The 14,278-nt window shown below is 58.9% G+C and carries 17 protein-coding genes and 1 tRNA gene; 8 read left to right on the plus strand and 10 right to left on the minus strand.

Translation table 11 applies throughout. The annotated features are described in order from the left end of the window. Positions 1-45: 45 nt before the first annotated feature. Entirely contained in the window at positions 46-222 is a 177-nt protein-coding gene (locus G5253_RS11695; protein ID WP_005339947.1) for a hypothetical protein, read from the plus strand. On the opposite strand, the gene G5253_RS11700 is transcribed toward G5253_RS11695, so the two are convergent. From G5253_RS11700 to tatA, 3 genes are all read right to left on the minus strand, one after another. After that, positions 200-1,621, minus strand: coding sequence for a transglycosylase SLT domain-containing protein (locus tag G5253_RS11700; protein WP_227341810.1), 1,422 nt, complete (start codon positions 1,619-1,621; stop codon positions 200-202). The two genes, G5253_RS11695 and G5253_RS11700, sit on opposite strands and share 23 nt — an antisense overlap. A gap of 227 nt (positions 1,622-1,848) precedes the next feature. Further along, the gene (locus G5253_RS11705; protein WP_101531245.1) at positions 1,849-2,151 is read right to left on the minus strand and encodes a YfcZ/YiiS family protein; all 303 of its coding nucleotides are present in this window, start codon (positions 2,149-2,151) and stop codon (positions 1,849-1,851) included. A 16-nt stretch (positions 2,152-2,167) separates the two neighbouring features. After that, a complete protein-coding gene (gene tatA, locus G5253_RS11710) occupies positions 2,168-2,329 on the minus strand; it encodes a twin-arginine translocase TatA/TatE family subunit (RefSeq protein WP_139732154.1) in 162 nt (53 codons plus the stop codon). A gap of 276 nt (positions 2,330-2,605) precedes the next feature. On the opposite strand from tatA, the gene G5253_RS11715 reads away from it, so the two are divergent. Continuing rightward, positions 2,606-3,574: a LysR family transcriptional regulator gene (locus G5253_RS11715; protein ID WP_005357635.1), complete on the plus strand. Its 969-nt coding sequence runs from the start codon at positions 2,606-2,608 to the stop codon at positions 3,572-3,574. A 76-nt stretch (positions 3,575-3,650) separates the two neighbouring features. Here the strand turns inward: G5253_RS11715 and G5253_RS11720 are convergent, their stop codons facing one another. Beyond that, on the minus strand, positions 3,651-4,250 hold the full coding sequence (locus G5253_RS11720) for a YhgN family NAAT transporter (RefSeq protein ID WP_041202392.1): 600 nt from the start codon (positions 4,248-4,250) through the stop codon (positions 3,651-3,653). A 99-nt stretch (positions 4,251-4,349) separates the two neighbouring features. After that, a complete protein-coding gene (locus G5253_RS11725; RefSeq protein ID WP_266134919.1) occupies positions 4,350-4,595 on the minus strand; it encodes a YecH family metal-binding protein in 246 nt (81 codons plus the stop codon). Between the two features lie 209 nt (positions 4,596-4,804). On the opposite strand from G5253_RS11725, the gene G5253_RS11730 reads away from it, so the two are divergent. Next, the gene (locus tag G5253_RS11730; protein ID WP_266134920.1) at positions 4,805-6,088 is read left to right on the plus strand and encodes a dicarboxylate/amino acid:cation symporter; all 1,284 of its coding nucleotides are present in this window, start codon (positions 4,805-4,807) and stop codon (positions 6,086-6,088) included. Between the two features lie 11 nt (positions 6,089-6,099). Here G5253_RS11730 and G5253_RS11735 read toward each other — a convergent pair whose 3' ends face one another. Beyond that, positions 6,100-6,414, minus strand: a complete 315-nt coding sequence (locus G5253_RS11735) for a DUF2007 domain-containing protein (RefSeq protein WP_005341811.1) — start codon at positions 6,412-6,414, stop codon at positions 6,100-6,102. 9 nt (positions 6,415-6,423) lie between these two features. Beyond that, positions 6,424-7,326, minus strand: a complete 903-nt coding sequence (locus G5253_RS11740; protein WP_266134921.1) for a LysR family transcriptional regulator — start codon at positions 7,324-7,326, stop codon at positions 6,424-6,426. 96 nt (positions 7,327-7,422) lie between these two features. Here G5253_RS11740 and G5253_RS11745 point away from each other — a divergent pair, with 96 nt between their 5' ends. Both G5253_RS11745 and G5253_RS11750 read left to right on the plus strand, forming a co-directional pair. Beyond that, complete coding sequence (locus G5253_RS11745) at positions 7,423-8,475, plus strand: HlyD family secretion protein (protein WP_021231553.1); 1,053 nt, start codon at positions 7,423-7,425, stop codon at positions 8,473-8,475. Then, the gene (locus G5253_RS11750) at positions 8,475-10,028 is read left to right on the plus strand and encodes a DHA2 family efflux MFS transporter permease subunit (protein ID WP_201987115.1); all 1,554 of its coding nucleotides are present in this window, start codon (positions 8,475-8,477) and stop codon (positions 10,026-10,028) included. The genes G5253_RS11745 and G5253_RS11750 overlap by 1 nt, the downstream gene beginning before the upstream one ends. A 77-nt stretch (positions 10,029-10,105) precedes the next feature. Here the strand turns inward: G5253_RS11750 and G5253_RS11755 are convergent, their stop codons facing one another. Then, entirely contained in the window at positions 10,106-10,732 is a 627-nt protein-coding gene (locus G5253_RS11755; RefSeq protein WP_005348507.1) for a lysoplasmalogenase, read from the minus strand. 175 nt (positions 10,733-10,907) lie between these two features. Here G5253_RS11755 and G5253_RS11760 point away from each other — a divergent pair, with 175 nt between their 5' ends. Next, positions 10,908-11,063: a hypothetical protein gene (locus G5253_RS11760; RefSeq protein WP_005348505.1), complete on the plus strand. Its 156-nt coding sequence runs from the start codon at positions 10,908-10,910 to the stop codon at positions 11,061-11,063. Between the two features lie 214 nt (positions 11,064-11,277). On the opposite strand, the gene G5253_RS11765 is transcribed toward G5253_RS11760, so the two are convergent. Continuing rightward, positions 11,278-12,396 (minus strand): fatty acid desaturase, encoded by a 1,119-nt coding sequence (locus G5253_RS11765; RefSeq protein WP_266134922.1) that lies wholly within the window; start codon positions 12,394-12,396, stop codon positions 11,278-11,280. A gap of 147 nt (positions 12,397-12,543) precedes the next feature. Here G5253_RS11765 and fabR point away from each other — a divergent pair, with 147 nt between their 5' ends. Together fabR and G5253_RS11775 are read left to right on the plus strand one after the other, a co-directional pair. Then, on the plus strand, positions 12,544-13,164 hold the full coding sequence (gene fabR, locus G5253_RS11770; RefSeq protein WP_005339921.1) for an HTH-type transcriptional repressor FabR: 621 nt from the start codon (positions 12,544-12,546) through the stop codon (positions 13,162-13,164). A 19-nt stretch (positions 13,165-13,183) separates the two neighbouring features. Beyond that, a complete protein-coding gene (locus G5253_RS11775; RefSeq protein WP_019444675.1) occupies positions 13,184-13,549 on the plus strand; it encodes a YijD family membrane protein in 366 nt (121 codons plus the stop codon). 488 nt (positions 13,550-14,037) lie between these two features. On the opposite strand, the gene G5253_RS11780 is transcribed toward G5253_RS11775, so the two are convergent. Further along, positions 14,038-14,114, minus strand: a tRNA-Asp gene (locus G5253_RS11780). Between the last annotated feature and the right edge of the window lie 164 nt (positions 14,115-14,278).

A 14,278-nucleotide genomic window follows, 5' to 3' on the forward strand; every position in this document is an offset into this window, starting at 1 on the left:
TCATAACGCTGGCGAGCCTCTTCACATATTCAAAAGGAGTTGCTGATGGAACTGCATGATACCCCGATGTTGCGCTATCTGGGCCAGCTCAGCCAGCCAGATCTCATCCCGGCCACCGGCCCTGCTCACTGGTTTTTGCAACACAGGGACGGTGGCTGGCAATTGCCGACCGTGCAGGCGACCCTGCCGGTCAACCGGCTCAGGGCTGAGCCGCTTCGATAGCGGCAGCCTTGCCCTCGATCTGGGGCAGGCTGAAACGATAGGCCACGTAGTACTTGTAGATGGTGCCGACATAGTTGATCGGCCCCTGTCCGACTTCGTTGGCCACCAGCTGATCCACGTTACCGAACCAGACGTTGGGATCGAGTCCCAGTTTCTCCGCCTTGCCTCGCAGCGCCTGCACCCGGTTCGGCCCAGCGTTGTAGGCGGCGAGGGCAAACAGGTGGCGGTTGAGCCGATCCAGCTTGGGATCATTGAAGTAGGTATCGAGGATCAACCGCATGTAGCGGCAGGCGGCCTCCACATTTCCCTCCAGCGTGGTGAGTCTGGCGCCGTTGATGCCGACTTCCCGCCCCGTACTGGGCAGCAACTGCATGAGGCCCACGGCCCCCTTGGGCGAGCGCGCCTTGGGATTGAGGCCGGACTCCTTGTAGCCAAGCGCCGCCAGCATCAGCCAGTCGAGATCGTATTGATTGGCGTACTTCTCCAGCACCTTGCGAATGGTCGCGAGGCGCCCCATAGGATCCGGCGCCAGGATATTGCTCATCTGATCGCTGCGAACCAGCAAGCGGCGCAGGGTCATGTCGCTGTAGAGGCTGTTGCGGCTGACGCTCGCCAGATAGCCATTGACCGCTTTCAGCAGCTCGGGGCTGTTCTTGCGCAGCGCCCAGCCACTGGTGCCGTTGCTGCGCAGGGGGATCAACTTGTGAGCCTTGAGACCGGAGATCATGCCACTCAGCCAGATCCGCCCCTTGTAGCTGTCGGTCACCGTCAGGGGAATAATGCCGGCGGCCACCATCTCCAGCAGATCGCCATCCTGTAGATATTCGGGCACCGTCTCGATATAGACGGGGGGCAGCCCCAACTCGCGAAACAACCAGTTGAGCTGGCGCAAGCTCTCGTAGTAGCTGGAGCTGGCCCGCACCCAGACCCGCCTGCCGGAGAGCTGGGTAATGCGGCTGAAGGCGGGCAGGCTGTTCTGGCTAACCACCCACTCCTCGATGGAAGAGATGAGAGGCCGGGAGAAGGCCACCTGTTCACGCCGGGTCGGGGTCACCGTCATGGTCGCCGCCACCAGATCCCCACGCCCCTCGGTCAGATAGTCCAGCAGCTTGTCCTGCCGCACCGGGATGTAGACCACCTTGAGTTTGACCTTCTCTTTAGCGAGATAGGTGTTGTTCAGCCAGCGCTCGAATCCTTGCAGCTGATTGACCAGAATGCCGTACTGGGTGCCGCGATCGAGAAAATAGAAACCGCGCTCATAGACCACCAGAGCCCTGAGTTCGCGCTTTTGCAGAATGCTTTCGAGGTCCCCGGGTTGGGGCAAACGCACCGGCTTGAGCTCAGCCGCCAGCAGGGAAAAACAGCAGAGGGCCAGCAGAGCCCAAATCCAGCGTCGCATCACGATGGCTGCCCCTGTGCTGAGGTCACGCCTGCTGCCTGTTGGCAGCACGGATCACGATAGAGGGTGGGATTGGGGGCAGAGATCCATCGCTGCGTCATGATATTTACGCCTTCTGTTGGCCGACTCGCGCCGGGCAAACGTCTGTGGGATAGAGTAACTATAGAACGCCGACCCACAGCAGAAGGGTCAACACGGCAGGCAAACCTGCCGCGTTATCAGACAACTCAGATAGAGCGGGCCCGCATTTCGAAAATCAGTTTTTCGGCGGTGCAGGTGAATTGCAGGCGGGCTTTCAGGATCACGCCGTTGGCGCCCTGGGTCAGTTCGCTGCTCACTTGAGCTTCGGCGGTGACCTGTTTGGCCAGTGCTTCATAGGCAGCCAGCTTGGCGCGGGCATCCGCCTCGGCCGCGGCTTCAATAACCAGCTCCATCACATCGTCGCCTTCGCCGATGATGGTGCCGATCTCGGCAAAACAGCCGCAGCTGTCACAGGTTTCGTTCAGTTCAACTTTCTCGTCTACAGACATTTTCTACTCCTACTGCTTATTTCGGATGATTTGCGTCGTCACGCATCGCCTTGCGAAAATCTTTGATGGCGGTCCCCAGATCCTCACCTGCACTGGCAAGACGCTTGCTGCCGAAGACCAGCAAAACGACCAGCAAGAGGATCAGCATATGCCAGATATGAATTCCACCGAGTCCCATAGGGATACTCCCTCACAAAGAGATATCTGTTACTTGTATCAAAATAGAGCGCAGGGATTGTTGGGCAAAATCAAGGCAGGTGCAAGTGAGCAAATAAATCATAGCCAAAAAATAGGGCGACCCTGAGGTCGCCATATTGATTGTGCTACATGTCCCCTCAACCGCTACATCCTGTACCAGTGGTTCATGCGAACCTGAGACCATTCGAGGATAAGATCGCCAAGATATGAAAACAAATGGTATAAATTCATCTTAGAATTGAAGAGGATTCATATCATGCTGCTGGAACAACTGGGTCGCATCGACCTCAATTTGCTGATTATCCTGCAGGTATTGCTGGAAGAGCGCAACGGCAGCAAGGCGGCACGCCGCCTTCATCTGAGCCAGTCCGCGGTCAGCAAAGCCCTCGGCCGTCTGCGCGATACCTTCAATGATCCCCTCTTCATCCGCTCCGCCTACGGGCTGGAACCCACCGGCCGCGCCCTTGCGCTGCAACAGCAGTTGCAACCCATCCTGCTGTCGCTGGATAACCTGATCCAGCCGCCCGAGTTCGACCCCGCCAGCTCGGAGCGAGAGTTCGTCATCGCCAGCATGGACAGCGCCTTTACCCTGTTTGCCCCGCTCTACCTGAGCGAGTTGAAGCGGCAGGCACCAAGGATCCGCTTGCGTTACGAGGAGTGGACCGAGAACAGCCTGACCGAGATGAGTCAGGGACAGGTGGACATCGCCTTCGCGGTGCGGGAGAACTGCATCAGCTCCGATTATCGGCTCGATACCCTGCCCGACAGCATCTGTCAGCGAGTGCTGGCGGTCGATGATCTCACCTGTCTGGTGCAGCAGCACCACCCCGCGCTGCGGGAGCCCAACTGGAATCTGGAGCACTACCTCAGTTATCCCCATGTGCAGACTTACTGCGAGGGGAGGGACCGCTGGATGCTGGATCACAAGCTGGCAGAGCAGGATCTCTACCGGCGTATCGAGGCAACCGTCCCCTCCTTCGAGGCGGCGCTGCGGATGGGGATGCACTCCGACATGATAGTGACCCTCTCCAGGCTCTACGCTCGCCACGCCACCCAGGTCTATCCGCTGTTACAGCTGCCGCTGCCCATCGGGTTGGACAGCATCTCCCATCTGCTCATCTGGCATCAGCGTCACAGCGAGGATCCGGGCCACCGCTGGCTGCGAGAATTGCTGCTCTCCCTCATCATGAGCAAACTAGAACCCGCTGCGACCACTCACGGGTGACCGCCCCCCCTTCTCGGCGGCACAAAAAACGGGGCTCTGCGTAGCCCCGTTTCATTCACTTCAATATGTAAACCGCTCAGCCCTGACCGGTCACCGCCAGATAGTGATGTACCCCGTCCAGCAACATCTGGACCGAGATCATCACCAGCAGCATCCCCATCAGCCGCTCCACCGCAGTGAGTCCACGCTCACCCAGCAGCTTGTTGAATACCTCGTAGAACATCAGGATCACCGCGCTGGCGGCCCAGGCCATAAAGAGCGCCAGCGACCAGTCCACCATCCGGGCGGGCTCCTGATTGGCCAGCAGCATCAAGGAGGCGAGGATCGAGGGACCGGCGATCATCGGGATCGCCATCGGCACCAGGAAGGGCTCCTCGCCCGCCGCCAGCCCGGTCACGCCCCCCTCACTCGGGAAGATCATCTTGATGGCGATCAGGAACAGGATGATACCCCCCGCAATGCTGACCGCCTCCTGCCGCAGGTTGAGGAAGCCGAGGATCTGCTGACCGACGAACAGGAACAGCATCATGATGGCCAGCGAGAAGAGCAGCTCGCGCACCATCACCTTACGACGTCGCTTGGGATCAATATGACGCAGGATAGAGAGGAAGACCGGCAGGTTGCCCAGCGGGTCCATGATCAGAAACAGCATGACTGCGGCAGAGAAAGTATCCATACAACGCCCGGGCTACGCCCTGAATAGGGAAAAGAGAGGGGGCGAAATATAGCAAAGGGCGAAGAATTGAGCGAGCGCCATGATGCGCTCGCAGCGGGATTAACCGTGGTTGCAGATCTTGTCGGCACGGGTCTGGAAACCCTCGGCCGAGTCGATGAATTTGCCGCGAGCAGCCAGAAAGTCGATCAGCGCTTCCGCATCCATCTCGCTGGCGCTGCAGGTATGAAAACGGGCCTCGGCACCGAACCGCTCGGCCATCGCCTGTTTCAGGCTGGCACGGGTAAATTGCCCCCCTTGCGTCAGCATCATCTCCATCACTTCGTGACCATGAACCGATTGCGACATCTCTCACCTCAATAATGAACATATTTAATGCCAATTAAATATCTCCACGCCCGGAGGGATCTTGATATAGGCCAATAAATTGCGCATTACCTGGTCAGGGGAGTGGTCACCGCCACCGCTTTGTCGATAATGTGGCAACCCGCGTCAGGGATCGCTACACTGGCGCCCCTTTTTGGCCATCGCAGACAATGTATAAGGATATTGGCGTCATGCTGTTCCATGGAGAGGCTCTCAAGCCCTGGCAGATCTGGACCCGCCGACCACTCTGGCTCAAGACCCTGATCGGCATGTTGACAGGGGTGGGTCTGGGCGTCGGCTTTGAAGAGCAAGCCCTGTTGCTCAAGCCCCTTGGCGTCCTGTTCGTCAACACCATCCAGATGCTGATGGTGCCCCTCATTTTCTGCTCGGTCATCGCTGGTCTCACCTCGCTGCTCAAGGGCAAGGCCCTCGATCGCATCGGCAGCAAGGCGATCTGCCTCTACTTCTGTTCGACCGCCATCGCCATCTGCATCGGCCTGATGATGGGCTGGCTGCTGGAACCCGGCATGGGTGCCGACATGGGCCCCTATGAGCGGGTCGGTATGTCGGAACCACCAACCCTGGCCAGCGTGCTGAGCCATCTGGTACCGAGCAATCCGGTACAGGCGATGGTGGATGGCAAGATCCTGCAAGTGATCGTCTTTGCGGTGGCGCTGGCGGTCGCCCTCAATGCCAGCGGTCGCCGTGGCCGTCCCGCCATCCTCTTCTTCACCTCGCTGGCCGAGGGGATGTTCAAACTGACCCAGATGGTGATGGCGCTCGCCCCTTACGGTGTCTGCGCCCTGATGGCCTGGATGACCGGCAAGTATGGTCTCGACCTGCTGCTGCCGCTGCTCAAGGTGATCGGCGCCGTCTACCTCGGCTGCCTGCTGCACGTGCTCGGGGTCTACAGCACCCTGCTGCTCCTGCTGGCACGGCTCAATCCGCTGCACTACTTCAAGAGCATCGTTGATGCACAGGCGGTTGCGTTTACCAGCAGTTCCAGCAACTCCACCCTGCCCATCAGTCTGGCCTGCGCCGAGAAGCGACTGGGAGTCTCCCCCGCCATCACCGCCAAGGTGCTGCCCATCGGCGCCACCATCAACATGGATGGCACCGCCCTCTATCAGGGGGTCACAGCGCTGTTCGTGGCTCAGGCATTCGGGGTGGATCTGCACATGGTCGATTATCTGACCATCATCAGCATCGCCACCCTGGCCAGTATCGGTACGGCAGGTACCCCTGGCACCGGGTTGATGCTGCTGACACTGACCCTGACGGCGGTGGGCTTGCCGCTGGAAGGGGTGGCACTGATTGCAGGGATTGACCGGATCCTCGACATGGCGCGCACCACGGTCAATGTATCGGGGGATATTCTGGTGTCGGTGCTGATCGCCCGCAGCGAAAACGAGCTGGATCTGACGACCTATCACGATGCCAGCGCAGGGGAAGATATCGAGTTCCCGCCGCGCTAGCGGGAGAAAGATTAGCTGTCGTGGGGATCGTGATGACAGCGCCAACACACTTCGAAGTTGGCGCCGTTCTCCTCCCCGCACTGACCGCACAGCCAGCCATTACCTTGCCGCTGCTGGTAACGCTCGATAACCCGCCCTGCTCTGCTGCGATCTTCGGCCCTGACCATCAAGGTCACCTGCAGCAGGTCAACGGGCAGATCGCCAAAAGCGCCTGACAGGCCATCGCCATTGAGACGCACCGCCACCCCTTCGACCTCCAGCGCCCCTTTCAGGGCGTGTGCCTCCAGGGTATGAGAGGCGCGATAGAGATTGATCCAGTTATCCATAGCTCCCCCTTATAACAGCTTGTCGATGCCAAACTCGGCGCCGTTCTCAATCATGAAATCGATGAATGCCCGCAACTTGCGCGGCATCAGTTGCCGCTCCGGAAACAAAAGATAGATAGGGACTCTGGGTTGCTGCCACTCGGACAGCAGGGTCACCAGTTCACCGCTGGCCAGCTCATCCTGACAGAGCATAGCGGGTAGCGAGGCCAACCCCAGCCCCGCCTTCGCCGCCTCCCGGGCACAGGTAATATTATTGACCCGAAAACGGGATGGGGGGTCAACCAGCACCTCTCTGCCATCCAGCTCGAAGCACCAATGAGAGGCGAGAAACCCGCTGCTCACCGTCACCCGCTCGTGGTTGGCCAGATCCTCCGGCCGCTCGATGACCGGGCTGCGGGCCAGATAGTCCGGGCTGGCACAGAGCAGCCGTCCGGTGCTCCAGAGTCGGCGCGCCGCCAGATTGGAGTCGCTCATATCGCCAATCCGCACCACCGCATCCAGCCCTTCACTGATGGGATCCACCACCCGGTTGGTCAGCTCCAGCTCCACCTGCAGGGCGGGATAGGCCTGCAAAAACTTGGCGACCAAGCGCCCGACCACCAGTTGCCCCGTCTCGATGGGCACCGCCAGTTTGAGGGTGCCGGTCACCTCCTGCTGGCTGGCGCTCAGCATCAGCTCGGCTTCGGTCAGGGCATCGACCGCCTTGCTGCAGTGCAGGTAGTACTTCTCCCCCTCCTCGGTCAAAGTGAGCTGACGAGTGGAGCGATAGAGCAGACGCACTCCGAGCCGCTGTTCCAGTTCGGCGATGCGGCGGCTGACCATCGCCTTGGTCATCCCCAGCTCGCGGGCGGCCCCCGTAAACGAGCCCTTGTCGACGATACGCACCAGAATTAACGCGGCATTGAGATCCATTGTTGCACCAGTGAAACTGTATATCTCGTGAACCAATACTAATCGAAACAGTTGACCAGTGTTAGCCTGCGCCCCTTAAGTTCAGGAATCACAAAAATGAGTCAACACAAAAAAATTCCCCTGCTGGCAGCCATGATATTGGCGCTGCTCGGTCTGCTGTTCGCCGGTTACTGGTATCTTCACGGCCGCTATTTTGAAAGCACCGATAACGCCTATCTGCAAAGTGAAGTGACCGGGATCAGCTCCAAGCTGCCCGGCTATATCCGCGAAGTGCTGGTCACCGACAACCAGCCGGTCAAAGCGGGCCAACTGATAGCCCGTCTCGATGATCGCGAATACAAAACCAGGGTCGCGGAGGCCGAAGCCGACCTGCGCCTCAATCAGGCGACGGCCGAAAATCTGGCGGCCACCCGCACCCAACAACTGAGCCTGATCCAGCAGGCCGAGGCCAAGGTCGCCTCCGCCAATGCCGAACAGCTGCGCGCCAGCCAGCAAGTCAACCGGATCAGTCAGCTCAACCAGCGCCACTACAGCTCGCAAGACAGTCTGGACGAGGTGCGTGCCGGGCTGCAGGTCAATCAGGCGCAAGCCCGGGAGGCCCAAGCCGCCCTGCAGGCGGCCCGTGAGCGACTGCTGGTACTGGATGCCGAGCGCAAACAGAATCTGGCCAAGCTGGCATTGAGCGAAGCACAACTGGAGCAGGCCAAGCTGGAGCTCGGCTACACCGAACTGCGGGCACCGGCCGACGGCATCATCGGCAAGCGCAGCCTGCGGGAAGGGCTCTACGTCCAGTCCGGCATGCAGGTCGCCAGTTTGGTGCCGCTGCAGCAGGTGTGGGTCGAGGCCAACTTCAAGGAGACCCAGCTCGCCCATATGCAGCCGGGCCAGAAGGTCGAAGTGGTGCTCGATGCCTACCCGGATCAACCGGTCGAGGGGATCATCGACAGCCTGGCCCCGGCCACCGGTGCCAAGTTCGCTCTGCTGCCACCGGAGAATGCCACTGGCAACTTCACCAAAATCGTGCAGCGGGTACCGGTGAAGATCCGCATCCCCGAGCCAGGCCCGCTGGCAGGCAAGCTGCTGCCGGGTCTCTCCACCGAAGTGATCGTGGATACCCGCACTCCTGAGCCCGTGGTGGCTGCCAACTGATGGAACCCATTCCACGTCGCAACTGGATCGCGGTCATGGGGGGCCTTATCGGCGCCTTCATGGCCATCCTCGATATCCAGATCACCAATGCTTCCCTGAAGGATATTCAGGGGGCCCTGTCGGCCACCCTGAGCGAAAGCTCCTGGATCTCCACCTCCTATCTGGTGGCGGAGATGATCGCCATCCCCCTGAGCGGCTGGCTGAGCCGGGGGCTGAGCGTGCGCCGCTACCTGCTCTGGACCACCGGTGCGTTTATCGCCGCCTCGGTGCTCTGCTCGTTCAGCTGGAACCTCACCAGCATGATCGTCTTCCGGGCGCTGCAAGGCTTCACTGGCGGGGCGCTGATCCCGATGGCCTTCTCCCTCATCGTCACCCTGTTGCCATTACAGAAGCGGGCCACTGGCATGGCGCTGTTTGGCCTCTGCGCCACCTTCGCCCCCGCCATCGGCCCGACCCTCGGCGGCTGGCTCACCGAGCAGATGTCGTGGCACTACATCTTCTATCTCAACGTGCCGCCGGGACTGCTGGTGATGGCCATGCTGGCCCACGGGCTTGATAAAAAACCGGTGGACTGGGCCGTGATCAAGCGGGTGGATCTCATCGGGATTGTCACCATGGCGCTTGGCCTCGGCTTGCTGGAGGTGGTACTGGAAGAAGGCAACCGGGAAGACTGGTTCGGCTCAAGCTTCATCGTGCGACTGGCAGTCATCTCGGCGGTGGCGCTGGTGTTCTTCGTCATCAGCCAGCTGATCCGCCGTCACCCGCTGGTCAATCTGCGGCTGCTGCACAACCCGCGCTTCGCGCTGGCCTGCTTCGCCTATCTGATCCTCGGCATGGCGCTGATGGGCTCCATCTATGTACTGCCGCTCTACATGACCCAGATCCACAACTACAACGCGCTGGAGATCGGCGAGGTACTGATGTGGATGGGGCTGCCGCAACTGCTGGTGCTACCGCTGGTACCTAGGCTGACCCACAAGATAGACCCGCGCTATCTGGTGAGCTTCGGCTTCCTGATCTTCGCAGTCAGCTGCTTTATGAACGTCAACATGAGTGCCGACTACGCCGGGCCGCAGCTGATCCAGTCACTGATCGTGCGGGCGCTGGGGCAGCCCTTCATCATGGTGCCGCTCTCCCTGGTCGCCACCGCCAGCCTGAGCCACGACGAGATTCCCTCCTCCTCGACCCTGCTCAACGTGCTGCGCAACCTCGGTGGTGCGTTCGGTATCGCTATCATCGCGACCATGCTCGATAACGATACCCGCACCCATGTGCTGCAAATTGGCAGCACTCTGGCCGCCAGCAGTATCGAGGGACAAACCTATCTGCTGCAGCTGGCCCAGAGCATGATGGCACAGGGTTCCGGCCCCGAGCTGGCCGAGCAGCAAGCCCACGCCATGCTGGCCAATACCATCAACCGGGAAGCGGCCATCATGGCCTACAACCAGGTGTTCTACATCATGGGGATCTTCCTGCTGCTCGCCAGCGGCCTGATGTTGTTGCTCAAATCCCCCGCCCCACGGGCAGCGGATGCCGAACCGCTAGAGGCGTGAAAAACGCCGGGCATAAAACGAAAAACGGGCCAATGCCCGTTTTTCGTTATCTGTTACCTGCACTCAACCAGAAGGCGTTATCCCGCCAGCGACCCCGCAATCAGGAATTGCGCCGCAAAATAGCTGCTCATCACCCAGGCGCGGGCGTGGGGAAAGGGGCGGCGGAAGCGATCGAGCGCCAGCATGCTGTCGGAGAAGAGGAACATCAGTGCCCCCACCAGAGCGGCGGCAGAACCGGCTGTGAGAGAGGCGTGCCAGGCCCCGGCAGCCACCCAGGCCATGCCGATGATCACCAGCATGTAGCAGAAGACCGGGATCCGCATCTCCCCAAGCTTGCCCCACAGCAGGCCAAAGACCATGCCGGCGATCAGCAACAGCAGCAAACCATCCACCAGATTGAGCAACAACGGCCCTTGGGCAAAGCCGACGATATAGCAGAGATGCGCGACAAGAAATGCCGCCAACCCCTGAATGAAGCGATCACTTGGCAACATCAGCAGCACATCGCCCGCCAGCGAGAGGCAGAGGCCGAGCAGGATCCAGGCATGGGAACCGTCGTGGTCATAACTCTGGTAGCCGAACGCCAACGCGATGATAAGCAGCATGGTCAGCGGCTTGCTGATATAGAACTGGCGGCTGTCTGAACCATAGGCAGCACGGATATGCCACCAACCTGAAGCGATGATCAAGAAACTCAATAACATGCCCTGCTCCTCACCTGTTGCTCGCAGTCATACGGCAACCGTTTTTATCATGGTGCAGGGTAACAAATTCCCTCCCCCAGTGGCAGGGGTGCTTATCAAATGGACAGACTAAGCCTAAAGTCTAATTGCCGCACCGAGTGGTTCAGGGCATAAGTGACGGGTCTGGAGGATCACCATGGAAGAAGCTATGAAGAACTATCTGCCCGCCATCGATATCATGATGTGCCATCTGGGGATCAGCTTTGAGCAAGCCTGTGAACAACTGGGTCTTAGCCAGCAGGAGCAACAGGCACTGGATCAGTTGCAGCAACAGCAGAGCCAAGCCAACTAAGCCCTCCCGTTATTGGATATCATGATGCGCCATCTGGGGATCAGCTTTGAGCAGGCCTGCGAACAACTGGGTCTCAGCCAGCAGGAGCAACAGGCGCTGGATCAGTTGCAGCAAAAGCAGAGCCAAACCAACTAGCCCGTTCAAACATGCATACCAAAGAGAAGACCGCCAGCAGGCGGTCTTCTCTTTTAGTCTGTGTGATAACCGGACGGCATCATGCAATACCTGCCAGCAAACGACTCCAGTTGCGTTTACCAGCGATAAAGCCGTCACGCAGGGCCCGGTACTCCAGTTGCAGCTTGAGGCGGTCATAGCGCGCCAGCGCCTTGCGCTTGCGCAGCTCCAGCAGCCGCTTGCGACTGGCGTAATAGTGTTGCAACTGCTGGCTCAGCTTGTCGTACTCCTCCTGAAGCAACGCCTGCCACAGTTCGCGATCTTCCTGCTTGCGCAACTTGGCTTGTGCCCGTTTCAGCTGCATCTGCAGCCGGGCTTGTTCGATACGCTCCTCCGGCGAGGATCTGAGATCCCCCGCCAGACCACACCAGGAGGCGAGCCAGATCAACCACTTGGTCGGATCGAACTGCCACCAGTGAATGCCGTTGCGATAATCATTCTCGAACAGGTGGTGAAAGTTGTGGTACCCCTCGCCAAAGGTGAAAAAAGCCAGGATGCCGTTATCGCGAGCGGTATTGCGATCGGTATAGGGCTGACAGCCCCAGATGTGGGCCAGCGAGTTGATGAAGAAGGTGGTGTGGTGAGTCATCACCATCCTCAGCACGCCCGCCAACAGCAACATGCCGAGCAAGTCCCCGTGCCACAGGCCGAGCAGCAGCGGCAGTCCCAGATTAGCCGCCAGTGCCAGCGTCAGATAGTGACGGTGCTGAAACGCGACCACCGGGTTGTTCTGCAGGTCACGCACATTGCTGTAATCGCCATAGCGATCTCCTTGATGCTCCCGCAACATCCAGCCGATGTGGGAATACCAGAAGCCGCGCCCCGCGCTGTAGGGGTCTTTATCGTTGTCATCCACATGACGATGGTGACGGCGGTGATCGGCCGACCAGTGCAGGGCCGAATTCTGTAGCGCCAACGCACCGCCGATGGCAAATAACCACTGCAAAGCGGGGTGCGCCTTGTAAGCCTTGTGCGACCAGAGCCGGTGATAGCCTGCGGTGATGGAGAGACCACTCAGGCAGAACAACAACAGGAAACTGGCCCACTGCCAGAAATCGTAACCGTGGCTCACGCCGTACCAGGGCACGACAATCAACGCCACTATCCCGGAGAGGGAGAACAGCAGGGTATTGGTGAAAATAATGGGGGGTCTGGCCATCTCATTGCATCCTTTCAGCGAACAGCTGTTAGCCATTTTCTATGGTGATTTCCTCACGGTCAATGGTAAAAAAGTAGGATACAAACCTGATCCTGAGGCGCCTTCGGGTTATCATTTGGCCTCAATAAGCTGAAGGTGACTGATTTCGTGGGTATTCGCGCTCAACAAAAAGAAAAAACCCGGCGTACATTGATCGATGCTGCATTCAGCCAACTGTGCGCCAATCGGAGTTTCTCCAATCTCAGCCTGCGGGAAGTCGCTCGTGAAGCGGGTATCGCTCCTACCTCTTTCTATCGCCACTTTCGCGATATGGAGGAACTGGGCCTGACCCTGGTTGACGAAGGAGGTCTTACCCTGCGCCAACTGATGCGACAGGCACGCCAGCGCATTGCCGGTGGTGGCAGTGTCATCAGCACCTCGGTGCAGACCTTTATGGAGTTCGTCGAGAACAACCCCAACATCTTCCGGCTGCTGCTGCGGGAACGCTCCGGCACCTCGGCCGCCTTTCGTCAGGCGGTGGCTCGCGAAATCCAGCACTTTATCGCAGAGCTGACCGATTATCTGGAAGCCACCACAGAAGCACCACGGGAAGATGCCTACATCCAGGCAGAAGCCATGGTCACCATCGTCTTCAGTGCCGGTGCCGATGCACTCGACATGACCAGCGAAGAGTGCCGTGCACTCTCCGACCGAACAATTCGCCAACTGCGGATGATCGCCATGGGCGCCGAGGTACAAAACCAGAAGCGCCGTGAACCTCACCCATGACCACAGGATGGAGAACGATATGACTGAACAGCTTATGATCCCGAAAAAACCGCTCGCCATGGCCATGCTGATTGGTATCTGTGGCGATGCATCTCTGGCCGTGCTGACCAACTCAGTCGTGCCCTTCTCCTTCTTTCCACTGATTGCCCTCTGGCTGGCGGCCTATCAGCTGTTCCAGCACTATCGCCATGAACCCATGGTGGGCAACACCCCCATCTGCACCCTGCTCTGCTTCTTTATCGGTGTCTTCGGCCACTCTGCGCTGCTCAAGGTGCAATACCCGGAACTTGGCAGCAACTTCTTCTCCCTGATCATGATGCTGCTGTTACTGGCAGCCCTCTCCATCAAGCTCGGCCTGAGCATTGGCAACAAAGAGAAGCGCTGATAAATCGACCGAGTGATGGTAATCAGCTGATAGATAAAGCAAAGAGGCCTTCCCGACGGGAAGGCCTCTTTGTTTGAGCGGTACCTGATTAATCCGGCAATCTCGGTATTCCCAACCTCGCCAAGTTGACACCAAGCTGCTGGGCTTCAAGATCGATGTGCAAATGGAAGAGGGGGTGGTCAATATGGAACTGCCCTGTAGTCAGCAAGCGGCAGAAGCCTGATTTGACCACCTGCAGGATCATTCAAATGGCTGTAAATGAAGCTGATATAACGCAGATATAGATAGAAATGGTGGGAATAACCGGCTATCTGGCACTCTTACTTGGCAGGGAAAAGCCAGATATTGGTGGTTTAAGGCGCCAAAAATACAAAAGCCCGGTCGTGAAGCAGGGCTTTTTGTTGATTCTGGTGTGCAACCATCGGGGTCAGTGGGTAAAAACGCCCATAGCAAAAAGGCCTTCCCAATAGGGAAGGCCTTCAAATTAGTGGCGGAGCGGACGGGACTCGAACCCGCGACCCCCGGCGTGACAGGCCGGTATTCTAACCGACTGAACTACCGCTCCGCATTCGGTTAGCTTGCGCTAAATCATTTGCCGCTTCTTTATGAGGTGTCATCCTCGCAGCCGGTCATGTCTTTCACATCACCGTTTAATTGGGTGCCTGGCAGTGTCCTACTCTCGCATGGCGAATGCCACACTACCATCGGCGCTACCGCGTTTCACTTCTG

It is taken from the genome of Aeromonas sp. 602658, from assembly GCF_049173005.1.
GTDB classification, from domain to species: Bacteria; Pseudomonadota; Gammaproteobacteria; order Enterobacterales; family Aeromonadaceae; genus Aeromonas; species Aeromonas veronii_A.

Excerpts from the sequence above, each read along its gene's own strand:
- tatA (WP_139732154.1), bottom strand. The coding sequence starts at position 2,329 with ATGGGACTCGGTGGAATTCATATCTGGCATATGCTGATCCTCTTGCTG.
- G5253_RS11745 (WP_021231553.1), top strand. The coding sequence starts at position 7,423 with ATGAGTCAACACAAAAAAATTCCCCTGCTGGCAGCCATGATATTGGCG.
- G5253_RS11765 (WP_266134922.1), bottom strand. The coding sequence starts at position 12,396 with ATGGCCAGACCCCCCATTATTTTCACCAATACCCTGCTGTTCTCCCTC.
- G5253_RS11755 (WP_005348507.1), bottom strand. The coding sequence starts at position 10,732 with ATGTTATTGAGTTTCTTGATCATCGCTTCAGGTTGGTGGCATATCCGT.
- G5253_RS11725 (WP_266134919.1), bottom strand. The coding sequence starts at position 4,595 with ATGTCGCAATCGGTTCATGGTCACGAAGTGATGGAGATGATGCTGACG.
- G5253_RS11695 (WP_005339947.1), top strand. The coding sequence starts at position 46 with ATGGAACTGCATGATACCCCGATGTTGCGCTATCTGGGCCAGCTCAGC.
- G5253_RS11700 (WP_227341810.1), bottom strand. The coding sequence starts at position 1,621 with ATGCGACGCTGGATTTGGGCTCTGCTGGCCCTCTGCTGTTTTTCCCTG.
- G5253_RS11720 (WP_041202392.1), bottom strand. The coding sequence starts at position 4,250 with ATGGATACTTTCTCTGCCGCAGTCATGCTGTTTCTGATCATGGACCCG.
- G5253_RS11775 (WP_019444675.1), top strand. The coding sequence starts at position 13,184 with ATGACTGAACAGCTTATGATCCCGAAAAAACCGCTCGCCATGGCCATG.
- G5253_RS11735 (WP_005341811.1), bottom strand. The coding sequence starts at position 6,414 with ATGGATAACTGGATCAATCTCTATCGCGCCTCTCATACCCTGGAGGCA.
- G5253_RS11715 (WP_005357635.1), top strand. The coding sequence starts at position 2,606 with ATGCTGCTGGAACAACTGGGTCGCATCGACCTCAATTTGCTGATTATC.
- G5253_RS11730 (WP_266134920.1), top strand. The coding sequence starts at position 4,805 with ATGCTGTTCCATGGAGAGGCTCTCAAGCCCTGGCAGATCTGGACCCGC.
- G5253_RS11740 (WP_266134921.1), bottom strand. The coding sequence starts at position 7,326 with ATGGATCTCAATGCCGCGTTAATTCTGGTGCGTATCGTCGACAAGGGC.
- G5253_RS11750 (WP_201987115.1), top strand. The coding sequence starts at position 8,475 with ATGGAACCCATTCCACGTCGCAACTGGATCGCGGTCATGGGGGGCCTT.
- G5253_RS11760 (WP_005348505.1), top strand. The coding sequence starts at position 10,908 with ATGGAAGAAGCTATGAAGAACTATCTGCCCGCCATCGATATCATGATG.
- G5253_RS11705 (WP_101531245.1), bottom strand. The coding sequence starts at position 2,151 with ATGTCTGTAGACGAGAAAGTTGAACTGAACGAAACCTGTGACAGCTGC.